Genomic DNA, 14,032 nt, shown 5'->3' on the forward strand with positions numbered 1-14,032 from the left:
ATTAAGCCTGCATAACTTCGCGAGGTTTGACCAGTAGAGTTGTGCCGGAGGTGTCGCAAACCTCCACTTCGCAGCCTTCGTCGATCCAGCCGTTCTCCGCGATGACGTTCACGATCTTGTTGTCGATCATTGCTCTTCCAGCCGGGTTGCAACGTGACAGCGTCTTCCCGGTTCGCCCCAAAAAGGAGTACGCTTCTGCTTGTGCGTCATCCAGGACCTCCATGTCTTTATGGTCCGTTGGCGGATCAAGAGAAAGCCATCTTACCATGGGAGAATTAGCGAGTTGTTTGCGAAACACGATTGCAAAACCGATCAACGCAATCAAACCGAGTCCCAATTGCCCCGCCCCTTCAACAACTCTTTGTCTCTGATAAGCGTTGGAGGGTAGCACAAATGTCTGCCCTGCTAACAACAGCCCGATTCCCATCATCGAGATCCCGAGAAAGCCGAAAATTCCAAACCCAGGAATGACGAAAATCTCGACAAGGATGAAAATGATGCCACCCACTATCAACAAGATCTCAAGCCACTCCACCGTGCCGTTCAAGAATTGCATCCAAAAGAATAGCCCAAAGCACACCACCGCTATAGCTCCACCAGCTCCAAGTCCTGGAGTTTGCAACTCGGCGAACAAGGCACCAATTCCGATTGTGACGAGCAGAAACGCAAGCCAGGTTTGCCCCGCTAGCCTATCGACTAATGCCTCCCAGGAACCAGTTTCTTTTTCTTTCGGTAGCGATTCCAAGCCAAACTTGCCAGCCACCTCATCAATGGAAATCAAACTGTCAGCCGCGACGTTCAACTCCGAAGCTCGCGAAAAATCTAGGCCGCCATCAAAGCTAACTTGTGGCCCCTTTACCCAGCGTGCAACCAAGGGGTCATCAGGGAGCCAATCGGGGCTGCTGAGTAGAATTCGGCCGTCATTAGAACTGTACTCAAAAATGGGAATGTCCGGCGTTGCGCATCCCAAAAAGATCCCGATTGGACGACCGGTCGTTTTGGCAAGAGCGTCAAAAGCGAACTTTTTTTGCTGAACAATCGCTTCGCTGATGGTTGCCTCGCCTGCTCCCCCCAGCTTGGCCGAAGGGTGCATGTAGATCACATCACATGCCAATGCGACTAAGGCTGCATCACCAAGTAAGACGTGCGGTACATATGCGACCAATTCAGCTCGTGCGGGACTTATGTCGGCGAGGTACTGGGCCAAACGAAGCGATTCCTTCAAACTGCCGCCTGGCGAATCGAGCTCAATGACAATCAAATTCACATCGTTCGTTTTCAAACCCTCATCGATAGCTCGAATCATTCGATCGACCAAGCGAGGGGTTACGATACCTCTCAAATGGGTTCGCATGGCGACGCGAGGGCCATCAAACGAGGGAATCGTAACCAGCGGACCACTGAGCCGAAGAACCTGCCCCAACTGGTCCAAATCCATGGCGGTATGTGCGACCCATTGCCAACGACGCAGGGTATGCCCATCGATAAAAAAGAGCTGGTTGTTAGGAACGAGCTGCTCCTCATTCCAGGCTCCCTCGGGACGACCGTCGCTCTGTAACTGCTTGCTGGTTCTGTACTCGACTTGCTTGTTATCAAGTTCTAGCTTGTACAACGTTTCCGATGGATCGAGCATCGAGAGGACTGCAGCAGCAGGAAAACTACCGTGCCGCTTTGCAATATCGACGTAAGCTTGCTTGATCGTGTCATCGACAGACGCTTCGTCAATCGCCGCCTTGCCCAACTCCGCATCCGCCGCCATGGCGATCTCTTCGCAAGCCAACGCGATCAGGACAGCGTGCCCCGCCAACGACTCGTTGAAATAAGCGACCGTGCGCAGACGACTCCCTTTCGGACCGGTAAGCCATCGGGAAATGGATAACGCTCGCTCGAACGAGGTGCCTTGCCCGAGCAAGCTCTCCGCTTGGTTCAAGGAGGCCGACGCTCTCTGAAAATTCAAAACCACCAAAGGTCGGTTGAGCCCGGTGCTGTTGCTCGAAACGGATTCCAACTGACGCTTTAGGTTGGCCTCCGAACCGGAGTCAAAAGGCAACTTCACATCGATTACCACCGATGCTCCAGGGGCCTCCGCACTCCTGCCGGTCTGCTGCGTCATCGCATATGCGGGTCCTGGGAGCAGTACGCCCCCCAGCAGGCCTGCCGACAAAATCAAGAAGGCTAGCCTTGAGTAGGGATTGATCCCAAAGCCACTCATTCTACTCATTGCATGATTCCTAAGGTTGCTGTCGACTTGATCTGGGTACAGGATGGAGGTTTTGTCGGATTGCTGGCTTTGAGCCACCGAGTCGAGGAGTTCTCGTCACGGAGGCCGCCAAGTTTCAAAGGGCTCTCACGTTTCGACGTTTCCCTCCCTATTCTAGAGAAATCGCCGCTCATTGGATGGGCTTTGGTCAGAATCACCAACTTTACCTGGTTTCCATGGATTCTATGGCGATTTCCCGCCATCGTGGGGGCGGACTTCACCAGTATAAAAATCGACTTTTAGGAAAAATTTGCCAGTTTGCAAGTTTTCTTCCGAACCTCAACTACGATACCATAGTCTAACGGGAGTGCGAACGAAGTAGTTGCGTTCGTCCCAAGGTGGCTGATCAGCGGATCGCCAACTTTTTTTGTTTCATAGGAATCTCTCTTTACATGCGCCGGAATGGGCGTTGGGAGGATGTAATGCGTCAAATGAATATTGCTCCACGATTTGTCAATGTTGTCGCCATGGTGCGAAACAGCGCGATTGTAGCAGTGGTCAAGGCTGCGTCCCTCCTGAGCCATCTACACAAACGCATGACAGGTACGACGGATGATTGCACGCGGCTAGGTAGCCTCGGCGAGTATCCGTGGTCAGAGGAATGGCGAGGGCTCCAGGGAAGAATGCAGGCACAGCCCGCATTACAACCCGTTGCCAGATCCATATCCGAATCGACCAGTTTTAAGAGTTCGTAACTCTTGAAACCACTTCAGTTTATCTGAAACGAATTCAGCCATTTATCGCCATTGGCTGGCATTCGCAAAACCGTACCTGGCGAAACACGAGATGAAGAGCCTCCGGCTTGGGAACCCATGGTCGTTTATTTAACGACCATTCTTCCAAACCTAAGTCTCTACTGGTCTTGAGTTGACTTCAGCAAAGCCGTGAACGCGATCTAATCGCGGAACCGGTGCGTGGAAGTAACTTAAGCTGGTCATCTCGTGATCCACGACCACACCTGGAATCGACCCTTCGTCTCGATGCCTTTGACTAGGCATGCGAGAGTGCGAATTCGATTTTGGGGCAGAGAGAAACTATTTTGTATGACCACTGCTGAAATTGTTGAAGACTCTTCGCTCGTTCCTGTTGCTGACCTGGTTCGGGAAGCACAGATCGGGGACCACGATGCCATGGAGGCTCTTTACAACCGCTTCCAAAACCACATCCTCTCCATCGCCTACAAGCGAATGGGTAACTGGGATGAAGCCCAAGAACTTAGCCAAGATGTATTTATCCAAGCGTTTCGACGCATCGGCCAGCTTCAAACTCCTGAGGCTTTCGGTGGATGGTTGAGACAGATTGTTCATCGCATGGCGATCAACCGATTGACTCGTCGACCAAAGCCTAATTCGGTTGATCAAGACGTCTTGGAAGCCACCGCCTCCTACGACGATGAACCAATCGATGCTGTCCTTTCAACTGAGCGAACCGTGAAAGTTCGCTCGGGCTTGGATCGACTGGGAGAGCTTGATCGCCAAACGCTGGTTGCTTTCTACCTGGACGGTCAGAGCTTGATTCAAATGAGCCAAGCCTTTGACGCACCGGTTGGGACGATCAAGCGTCGGTTGCACGTCGCCCGAAAGCGACTGGCAAAGGAGTGCGAAGAACTCCTAGGGGTTTAGACTAACGAAGGGCGAATTGAGATGTTTGGCGAACCCACGATACCTCGTTTCTATCGTGGGTTTGCATTTTGAGCTTTTTGAAATCTTTCAAATCGCTCTCTCAGGGATTCGGGAGGACGAACGCGATTGCCGGACTCTCGATAGCCCGAGAGTCCATCATCGGGGGTTTGCTGCCCTTTGGCGGTTTGGCTCGCTTGCTGCAACCCTAGCGACCTGAGGGCCGCATCGAGTTCCTGTCGCTTGCTCGGGTCGCTTGCTGCTTGGTCCTTAGCTGATCGCCAACGATCGTAAAAACCATTCAAATCGTCCTTGCTCCATTTGAGCCTACGCAACAACTCGGGGTCAGGACGATCCTTCTGTTCCTTAAGGTACTCGAGAGCCAGGTCGGTTTGTTTGTCGGCGTAATCGGTAGGCAGGAGCTCGCGCTCAGGCTGCGAGTTGTCGAATTTCTTATCACCCAACTGCCCACTTCCGGTCGACTTTCCGTCACTAGCTGGCTTCCCTTTACCGCTTTGCCCGCCAGGCTGTTGATCATTGCCCGATGACTGGTCGCCGCCGGACTGCTGATCACCGCCAGACTTCTGATCACCGCCAGACTGCTGATCACCGCCAGACTTCTGATCACCGCCAGACTTCTGATCACCGCCAGACTTCTGATCACCGCCAGACTTCTGATCACCGCCAGACTTCTGATCACCGCCAGACTTCTGATCGCCACCGGACTTCTGATCGCCACCGGACTTCTGATCGCCACCGGACTTCTGATCGCCACCAGACTGCTGATCGCCGCCGGACTTCTGATCGCCGCCGGACTTCTGATCGCCACCAGACTTCTGATCACCGCCGGACTTCTGATCACCGCCAGACTTTTGATCACCGCCAGACTTTTGATCACCGCCAGACTTTTGATCACCGCCAGACTTCTGATCACCGCCAGACTTCTGATCACCGCCAGACTTCTGATCACCGCCAGACTTCTGATCACCGCCAGACTTCTGATCACCGCCAGACTTCTGATCACCGCCAGACTTTTGATCACCGCCAGACTTCTGATCACCGCCAGACTTCTGATCACCGCCGGACTTCTGGTCACCGCCAGACTTCTGGTCACCGCCAGACTTCTGGTCACCGCCAGACTGCTGGTCACTGCCGGACTTCTGATCACTGCCGGACTTCTGATCGCCGCCGGACTTCTGATCGCCGCCAGACTTCTGATCACCGCCGGACTTCTGATCACCGCTAGACTTCTGATCACCGCTAGACTTCTGATCACCGCTAGACTTCTGATCACCGCCAGACTTCTGATCACCGCCAGACTTCTGATCACTGCCGGACTTCTGATCGCCGCCAGACTTCTGATCACCGCCGGACTTCTGATCACCGCCGGACTTCTGATCACTGCCGGACTTCTGATCGCCGCCAGACTTCTGATCACCGCCGGACTTCTGATCACCGCCGGACTTCTGATCACCGCCGGACTTCTGATCACCGCTAGACTTCTGATCACCGCCAGACTTCTGATCACCGCCAGACTTCTGGTCACCGCCAGACTTCTGGTCACCGCCAGACTTCTGATCACCGCCGGACTTCTGGTCGCCACCGGACTTCTGATCGCCACCGGACTTCTGATCGCCACCGGACTGCTGGTCGCCGCCGGACTTCTGATCACCAGCGGGCTTTCGTTCTCCGCTTTGGTTTGGAGTGTTTTCGCCGTTTTGAGTGGAATCGGAGCCAGCGTCTTGGTCACCGCTTTGCTCGGTCGCTTGACTGCGACTGGAGCCTTTTCCTTGATTTCCTTTTTCTTGGCGATACTTATTTATTTCTTCAAACGCCTGGCCATCATGAATCGGTTCGGAATCGTCATCGCCGGAACTAGAATCACGTTTATTACCAGACTTTCCGCTGTTTGCACCATTTGAGTTTCCAGTGGATGAACCGGATTCACCTTCTGTCTGGTTGGCCGAGTCGTCTGATTGCGCGCCGTCACCTTGGTTGGAGTTACCACCGCGCGAGCCTTTTCCGGGACCACCGGGAGAGGATTGCGATTCCGATTGATCGCCGGCTTGTCCATCGCTTCCGTCACCACCCGCCGAGCCACCCGATTGTTGGTCGGCCTGTTTACCTTGCGACTCATCGCTCTCTTTAGAATTGTCTTTACTCTTTTGGCTTGCGGATGAACTTTCGTTCGAGCCAGCATTCTGGTTCTCTGAAGACTCTTGTGAATCAGACTGGTTGGAACGAGAGCTAGAACCTTTGCTTGGATCAGGCTTTTTCTCTTCGTCGCGTTTTTTCATCCCGCGTTGTTCGGGCTGTTTCTTTGGCTCTTCTTTATCCGCTTCCGGTTGTTTTTCTGAATTGTTTTGGACGTTTTCATCCTGCTTTTTTGGTTCAACAATTCGAATGCGGATCGACGTGGAGTAAACGACATTAGGCTCCGGGGTTTCCGTACCTGGCGCGCATCGATTGTCCACCGCGATAGCTGCCAAGTCGACGATATCGCCCGGTTTGAGTGAGTAGCGACTTGGGGCAAATTCGAACGTCCTAACGATCTGGCCGGTTACGCCGTCACGGGATTGAAAAATCTTCTCTTCGAAAATGGCCTGCTGGGTGAGTTGGTTGGAAGCACTTTTTCCGAAAACGGAGAGCGAGGTGAGACCGTAGTCTGGATCGTTCGCACGAACTTCAATATTGAGCAGGGCATTGGATGGTATATCCAGTTGAGACGGTAGATCACTTTGCAAGCGAACGGTTGGAGGAAGATCGGCAAGAATTTTCGTTTGATAAACGACGGGCTCGATGTTCTGTTCCCCGAGTTCATTGGTGACCCGGATGCGATATCGTTCTATCGTGGGGCTATTTTTTTGCTCATCCAGCTTTGCGATCCACTCCCCTTCGAGCAAGAGGTCTTTCGGGACTAAATCCAGCAAATGCGACGAGCGGATCAAGATGCCTCGTTCGACGGTGGGGTTGAACTCGACTCTTGCACGCTCCATTGGTTGATTTGCATGAGCGAACAGACGCACCCGAGTTCCTTCGGGGGCCTCGAAGGCACCATCCTTACTGATCGTTCTATTCTTTAGACCTGTGTACTTGGGGTGTACGAGTTCGATTCGATCGACAGCGACTATGGGGACCGTTTGAATCTTTACTTCGTAGGGGCCGGATACCGCGTCTCCGGCTTCGATCCAATAAGTCATCGGCTGATGAATACCACCGAATGACTCACCAAAGTTGAGTCGATAGCTTAGGCCTTCCACCTCAGGCTGGAGTGGAACCGTTTGGCCGATTTTTTGACCATCGGACAAGTCATACCGCATGCTAACTTTATCGTGAATCAGTACACCTCTGGTGCTGACTCGAATGGGGAGATTGGTTCCTTGTGTGATTGTAGTAGAGCCCGGAGCAACCTCGAGAATGGCAACGCGAGTCGCTGGGTTTATGGAGGACCATGGCATTAAGATTCGGGCGACCGAGACGATACTGCTTTTTGGTGCTGAGACTGCGTAGATGACGAATGCCAGAAAACAAGCAACAAAAAACGAAGTCAGCTTAATGAGGCTGCCGTTATCCAGGACCGAGCTGCTTTCCGTGCCTTTCAGGCTGCGAGCCGCGAATCGTCCGACTGCCGCGAGAACTCCTTTGGGCGTATGCTCCTGAGCCGTTGACAATTGGAGCCAGCTAATGAGACTCTCCTTCATTTCGGGGAACTGCTGCTCAATTTGTCGAGCGGCGTGCTCGGGGTGAATCGGCCTGGCGACAACCGGAAAAACCTTACGTGGTAGCCACCACAAGGTCCAACCGAGCAGGGTCGTAAAGAAAAGCACGCGCATCGGCACGTTCAGCGCGAGCAGCCAATGATCGATCAGGACTGCGACAAGCAGCACTAGAAGAAGTACGGTCAACCAGCCAACGATTCCGAGGCTAATTTCCAATCGGCGCATCGACTTCGCTGCACCGATTAGGAAGCTGAGCAAGGTTTCTCGGCTGACCGGAGCGTTCAGATCCAGGTTGGCAGCAGGCTTTGATGGAACAGTAGCTTGTGACATACAAAATCTTTGACGGATGGGAATTCTGAGCAGTTCCAGCTCACCACTATTATAGGCAGCAGAATGGCAGAGTAATGGGAGCGGTACGACAACGCGGCCAAAGAAACGGAATTTCATATCCTCGTCCGGCACCGCTCATTCTTTGCGATTAACGGTAATTCCAGTTTTTTGGGTTATTGGGGCCTTCCACGATTGGTTGTAGCCCTCTGAGGAAAAAACCGAATTACCCCTCGATAGTTCTCAGCCGACTTTGGTTTTTTGAAGTACGGTTGAAAGGCATGGAAGCCGTTAAACACCTTCATCTGGTTCTGAAAGTGAGCGTGCCTCCATGCGTGCAAAATCTCTTGTCTTGTTATTTATCGCGATCGGTTGCGGCGTAGTCGCGTCGGTTGCCGTCAGCCAGGTGGTTCTAGAGCAGAAAGAACAGCCGACGGTCCAAACAGTGGGGATCGTGCTAGCTAAGAAAAATATCTCTGCTGCCGCGAAGCTTCAGGCAGACGCATTGAAGATAGAACAATGGCCCTCGGATCGGGTTCCGCCGGGAGCAATCCTAGATATCGCTCTAGCCGAGGGCAAATTCGCCAAGCAGCCGATCTATGCGAACGAACCAGTCATCGAAGTCAAACTGGCGAACAAAGGTAAAGAGGTAATCATTCCCGATGGGTATCGCGTGTTCGACATCGTCGTAAGAGACGAAACGGGGGGCGGTGGCTACATAGCCCCCGGTGACCGAGTCGACGTTTTTGGATTCTTTGAAAAGGGCCAGCGAATCAGTGCTTCGAGAACTATAAAAGTCCTCGAAAATATCGAGGTTCTTATGGTGGATGGGGTGGCGTCGGTTGACTTGGAGGCCCAAGAATCGGTCAAGAAATCGGTCCGTACCATACAGTTGCTGGTTCGAGATCGGCAGTACAGCGTCTTGGACACCGCTTCGCACCTCGGAAAGCTGCGTCTAGCACTGCGTCCGCCCGAGAAGGACGAAGCGACCGCCACCAATGAAGACGACGGCGAAGAGTTTATGTCTTGGCTGAATGAGGTAGAGCAGGGAGACAAGGATAAGGGCAGATCGGAGGTGCTGGTAGCAGCCTCCAAGGCTATCTCTGAAATCGCAGAGCAGTCTCAGGCCGCTCCAGAAGACCAGTATGTCATGACTATCCTCACTCCCGAAAGTGTTAGCAAGTTTCGTTGGCGAGAGGGGGCTGACATGCCAGAGAAAGTCGAGCCACAATTGGAAAATCGAGCCTCGACCGCGACGCAGCTAAGGAACTTGATCCCACCTCCAGCTGTTCCGGGCAAATCGAAAGCTACTGAAGTCGCCGGCAATCCCCCCTTGCCCGCTCTGGTTTGGGATCCGGTTAGCGGGACCTGGCAAACTGGGGGAAGTGGGGACAATAAGTCGGTCACCGCAGAAGGTGAATAAGTTCTGGACCTCAAGTGACGATGATAGGGATTGAGTGGGATAGTAGGCATATGCTTGCTATCCCATTTGTAGGAGCCAGTTTTGGTTTCTAATTAGTTGGCCTCAAGGGATTGGGGTTTCCATAGTATTCACAGGGAAGTGAAGCTCACATGACACCGCGAAGTCATTCTATCACCTTAGCTTTCTTGTCCTTTATCTCGTTTTGGGTTTTTTGGAATCCGGCGGAGAGCATCGGTGGAGACCGTGACCTGGCAATCCCCACGGGGAGAATTCAGGTTGCTAAGAAGCAAGAATCGGTACAGATGATTGTTTCTACTTCCCAGTACCTTTCGTTTCCGCAACCCATTTTGACGGCGACGATAAACAATCCAACGGTACTGAAGGTTGATCCAACCCAAAAGAACGAATTGCTTGTTTCCGCGCTCTCAACCGGGGTTACCCAGATCGATGCAAAGGGTCTGGATGATACCGTTTACAACGTACAAGTCATTGTTATCGGCGACGCCCGAGAATTGCAAAGCATTCTCGCACAACACTTTCCAACTGCGACTCTGCATGTGCAACCTATCAGAGATGCTGTGATCATTTCAGGCCAGGTCACGTCTGACGAACATGTTGAACAGGTCGTCACGATCGCAGAGGAATTCTATCAGCGGGTTATTAACAAGATCGAAGTCATCGGTGTGCACACCATCATGTTGCACACGCAGATCATGGAAGTCTCGAGAACCAGACTGCGGCAGCTTGGTATCGACTGGAGTATGGGATTCCGCGACGATTTTGTCTCCACAACCTCTGCGGGTTTGATTGGGGCCGGTGGTACGACCGGGGCGCTGATCAACGCAGGGAACGAAACATTCAAAGTCGGTATCATTGACAGCGGGAATTCGTTCTTCGGGCTTGTCAGAGCACTCCGGGAAAACAAACTCGCTAAGGTTCTAGCAGATCCAACCGTGGTAGCGATCGACGGCAGACCGGCCAGTTTTAACTCCGGAGGGGAGTTTCCCATTATTGTGCCAGCAGGACTTGGCCAGGTTGGGATTGAATTCCGTGAGTTTGGAACGCGAGTAGATTTCGTAGCCAAGGTGCGAGGAGATGGTCGAATTTGGCTAGAAGTGCGGCCGATGGTGAGCGAAATCGACCCGGGCCGAAGTGTCAATATCCAAGGCACCAGTGTCCCAGGGCTTCGAAGTAGGTTCGTCGATACTTCGGTGGAGTTGAGAGCAGGGCAGACGCTCGCACTGGCTGGTTTACTACAAGTGAGAACAGAAGCGGAATCGGTTGGGATTCTGGGGCTAGCCGACATCCCCTACCTAGGCGCACTCTTTCGTTCGAATCGGGAGGTTCAAAACGAAGTGGAACTGCTGATTCTTGTTACTCCGAACTTTGCAGCTCCGATGGATCCACATGAGGTTCCAGCTGGTGGACCTGGATACAACAGCGATAGTCCGCTCGATAAAGAGTTGTATCTACATGGCCATATCGAGGTTCCTGCAACATGCGGTCCCGCAGGTGTTACCGTTTCGGAGACGCATGCCTCTGGACCAACGTTATACGGTGCCGCGTATGCCCCGGGTGCAGACAGCTATTCTGCATCTTCAGCTGCAAGCAAATCGAGGGTTCCTGCACAGCCCGTCAGCACCGCCAAACCAGTTCAACTACCCGTTCGTCGATAAGAAACTAGTATCAGAACATGAGCAACGTACTTAGACTGGCTATCGTCGACCCCAACGATGAGACGCGCGAAAATCTCAAGACCATGCTGCTAGGTATGGATATTGTCTGGCTCGATGCCGAGTGCTCGCGCTACGAATTTTTCGCTGATGTCGTTGAACAATCGAAACCCGATGCGGCTCTCATTTGCCTGGATGGAGGTCCGGATCGAGCTTTAATTCTCATGGAGAAATTGCGGTCTACCTCACCTGACTGCGTGATCTTTGCCGTTTCCAAAAGCACAGATGGGCAGTTGATTCTAAAGTCGGTCCGATCTGGCGCTCGGGAATTTTTACCACTACCGATCGACGTAGAGGAACTCTACGCTGCACTCGAACGATTGCTCCAATCGCGGCATAGTAGTGGCGATAGCAAAATTCGCGGATGCAAAGTGATAGCCGTCGCAGGTGCAACGGGAGGTGTAGGCTGCACCTCAATAGCTGTCAATATTGGCTGCAACCTTGCAAGAAACGCAGACAATTCCGTGGCTCTTGTCGACTTGGATCTAGCGTTGGGAGATGCAGATGTGTTTCTCGACTCGATTCCAGACTTTAGTCTAGTCGACGTAACAGAAAACGTCTCGCGACTTGACTTTCAGTTGTTGCGTAAGTCTTTGACAAAGCATTCCTCGGGTCTCTACCTACTGCCTCGCCCCGTTCAGTTACAAGATCTCGACCTGATTAATCCCGACTCGTTGCGGCGGGTATTCGGTTTATTGCGTGCTTCGTTTTCGCACGTCGTAATCGATATGTCGAAATCTTATTCGCACGTCGATTTAACCGCTTTGGAATTGTCGAACGAAATCGTTCTCATGGTGCAACTCGATCTTCCTTGTTTGCGCAACATGGTGCGATTGCTCATGAGCTTGCAACAAATCGATTCCATCAGAGACAAAATTAAAGTTGTTGTGAATCGCGCGGGTCTGGAAAGTGGCCAGATCAGCTTAAAGAAAGCGAAGGAAACGATCGGACGAGACGTTTTCTTCCAGATTCCCAACGACTACAAGACCATGATCGAAATGAGGAACAATGGGCAACCTCTCATCGAACAGGCCCCCAAGGCTTTGATTACACAAGCAGTCATGCAACTAACAGAACTACTGGACACAGGAACGACAACGGTTTCACTAGACCAGGACAAATCCGCTGCCGAGAAGTCTATCGCCCAGTCGTGGCGGAACTTCTGGCCAGGAAAAGCCAAAGCAAAAGCCTGACCGAACCCTCATTACTTATCAGGCGTCGATCGAGAACGCTTGACCGAAAACCTATGGGTGCCGATCGACCAACCGTCGGAATGCTCCATGCGCATCCAGACAACCTGCTTGCCCTTCGTATCCTTGGGTACTGGGATATCTAGCTCCACAGAACCTGGCGTTACATCTACTTCATGCCGCCATAGGACAAGATCGTTGGCGCGTTCATGATTTTTCTGCATGAGCTCCCGTTGTTCAGGGGTCCCGGCATACCGTCCGATATTAACGAGATTGGAGGGGAGCTGATCTCGATGCATTCGCAACTCAATCTGCAAACGACCTGATCTTTGCGATTCCGCTCGAACCGAGAGCATCTCACCAGCCAGAATTTCCAGCGGCCCAGTGATTGGCAACTCGTCCGGCATTTGAATCTTGAGAAGCGGATCCCCAAGCAAATTCATGAGCCGAATGTGTTCGCGTCGTTCTGCTAACAAACTGTGATCGGGAGGACTCAATGCCCTAGCCATTTGCTCCACCGAGACCTTGTATTTCGATTTCAGCTTCGAGTTCTCGCGTTCCATCGTGCTATTTTCTAACGATCCGTCAGTTGACGAATCGTCCTGCCAGACATTGCGCTTTGCATTCACCAGGATTCGCCCCAATGTCGGCACTAACGTATTACTAGTTCCATCATCTTGACGCAAAAATGCTTCCTCGATCATCTCGCCTGCTAATTGGGAAAGTCCATAGGGCATGGTTACGCGAGAACCTCCGATGACCGCGATCGGCCCGTTAGGCTGAGTCATCAGTTGTTTTCCGAAACAAGCGACCGTGGCGTCGATTGCTCCCGTATAGCATGCCAACATGATGGCGATGGGCGGCCCATTCGGCATATCGAAACTGGGAATGTCCTCCGGAGCACAAATGCATTCGAGCTTATCGCCGTACTCGAAATGATCCAGTCGATCAATCCATCCGTGGCCAATATAAACCCAAAACAGTCCACCCTCGTTCAATCGCTTGATGTAAGTTGACTTCATCTGAAACGGGTCCGGACAATAAGGACTTGTCAGACTAGCATAGGTCATCCGGACTCGGAAGCGATCCGGTAATCCCTCGGCCAAATACCGGCGAGCAACCGCCTCAATGGCCGCGTCAGCGAGAAACCCGAACCCACCTACCCCAGCAGTGACGTGGACATCATCTCGCCAAGCCCCAAAGTGCTTCGAGGTCTCATACTTAATACTTCTGGCCAGCACACGCTTTAGTTCGCTTCCTGTCTGCACAGGAATTCGCCCCACAGAAATCTCCGGACATCCGTCATCATCAATATCCCCGAACAGCACATCCGTTGACAGATTTGGCGTAAAGGCCGGCCCCAACTGAACAGTCGTTTCTAGCTGGAATGACGGCGTCAGGATTCGTCTGGCGGGAGGTGGTTCCTTGGATAATTTCGTTTCGGGGAGATCCTCAAGCACATCACCGCAGAGCAAAATGGCCTCGACCGGTGCATTAGCTTGTTCAACGATTTCAAGGATTTGATCTCGCAAGCGAAAAGGATTGGGAATCGAATCAATTTCGATAATCTCGAACTCGCTCGATCGGTATTCGATCCATTCCTCCAAGGAAGCAGACCAATCTGACGGCCTGACTACCAATACCTTAGGCAGTGGATCTACAGGCAGTGGATCTGCCGCGAACGATTCGACGCGCAATGCGATCCAAATCAAACCGATGATGGCTAGAAGACCGGTAGTGCGGCGGACCATTGCTATCCTT

Annotated in this window: 9 protein-coding genes; 6 read left to right on the forward strand and 3 right to left on the reverse strand. The window is 52.5% G+C overall.

All coding sequences use genetic code 11. The features are described 5' to 3' along the window. Position 1: 1 nt before the first annotated feature. On the reverse strand, positions 2-2,221 hold the full coding sequence (locus SH449x_RS06195) for an NfeD family protein (RefSeq protein ID WP_482380455.1): 2,220 nt from the start codon (positions 2,219-2,221) through the stop codon (positions 2-4). 3 nt (positions 2,222-2,224) lie between these two features. On the opposite strand from SH449x_RS06195, the gene SH449x_RS06200 reads away from it, so the two are divergent. The 3 genes from SH449x_RS06200 (at position 2,225) to SH449x_RS06210 (ending at position 3,882) form a co-directional block, all read left to right on the forward strand. Continuing rightward, on the forward strand, positions 2,225-2,503 hold the full coding sequence (locus SH449x_RS06200) for a hypothetical protein (protein WP_482380456.1): 279 nt from the start codon (positions 2,225-2,227) through the stop codon (positions 2,501-2,503). A 188-nt stretch (positions 2,504-2,691) separates the two neighbouring features. Next, a complete protein-coding gene (locus SH449x_RS06205) occupies positions 2,692-2,955 on the forward strand; it encodes a hypothetical protein (protein WP_482380457.1) in 264 nt (87 codons plus the stop codon). 348 nt (positions 2,956-3,303) lie between these two features. Continuing rightward, complete coding sequence (locus tag SH449x_RS06210; RefSeq protein WP_482380458.1) at positions 3,304-3,882, forward strand: RNA polymerase sigma factor; 579 nt, start codon at positions 3,304-3,306, stop codon at positions 3,880-3,882. Positions 3,883-3,932: 50 nt separating this feature from the next. On the opposite strand, the gene SH449x_RS06215 is transcribed toward SH449x_RS06210, so the two are convergent. Then, the gene (locus SH449x_RS06215; protein ID WP_482380459.1) at positions 3,933-7,928 is read right to left on the reverse strand and encodes a hypothetical protein; all 3,996 of its coding nucleotides are present in this window, start codon (positions 7,926-7,928) and stop codon (positions 3,933-3,935) included. A gap of 328 nt (positions 7,929-8,256) precedes the next feature. On the opposite strand from SH449x_RS06215, the gene cpaB reads away from it, so the two are divergent. The 3 genes from cpaB to SH449x_RS06230 all read left to right on the forward strand — a co-directional run bounded on the left by cpaB (position 8,257) and on the right by SH449x_RS06230 (position 12,274). Next, the gene (gene cpaB, locus SH449x_RS06220; RefSeq protein WP_482380460.1) at positions 8,257-9,348 is read left to right on the forward strand and encodes a Flp pilus assembly protein CpaB; all 1,092 of its coding nucleotides are present in this window, start codon (positions 8,257-8,259) and stop codon (positions 9,346-9,348) included. A gap of 149 nt (positions 9,349-9,497) precedes the next feature. Continuing rightward, positions 9,498-11,024, forward strand: a complete 1,527-nt coding sequence (locus SH449x_RS06225; RefSeq protein ID WP_482380461.1) for a type II and III secretion system protein family protein — start codon at positions 9,498-9,500, stop codon at positions 11,022-11,024. 17 nt (positions 11,025-11,041) lie between these two features. After that, the gene (locus tag SH449x_RS06230; protein WP_482380462.1) at positions 11,042-12,274 is read left to right on the forward strand and encodes a CpaE/TadZ family protein; all 1,233 of its coding nucleotides are present in this window, start codon (positions 11,042-11,044) and stop codon (positions 12,272-12,274) included. Between the two features lie 11 nt (positions 12,275-12,285). Here the strand turns inward: SH449x_RS06230 and SH449x_RS06235 are convergent, their stop codons facing one another. Then, positions 12,286-14,022, reverse strand: coding sequence for a C25 family cysteine peptidase (locus SH449x_RS06235; protein ID WP_482380463.1), 1,737 nt, complete (start codon positions 14,020-14,022; stop codon positions 12,286-12,288). Between the last annotated feature and the right edge of the window lie 10 nt (positions 14,023-14,032).

This window comes from Brakhagea baltica (assembly GCF_052161605.1).
Taxonomy (GTDB): Bacteria; Planctomycetota; Planctomycetia; order Pirellulales; family Pirellulaceae; genus JBKCUI01.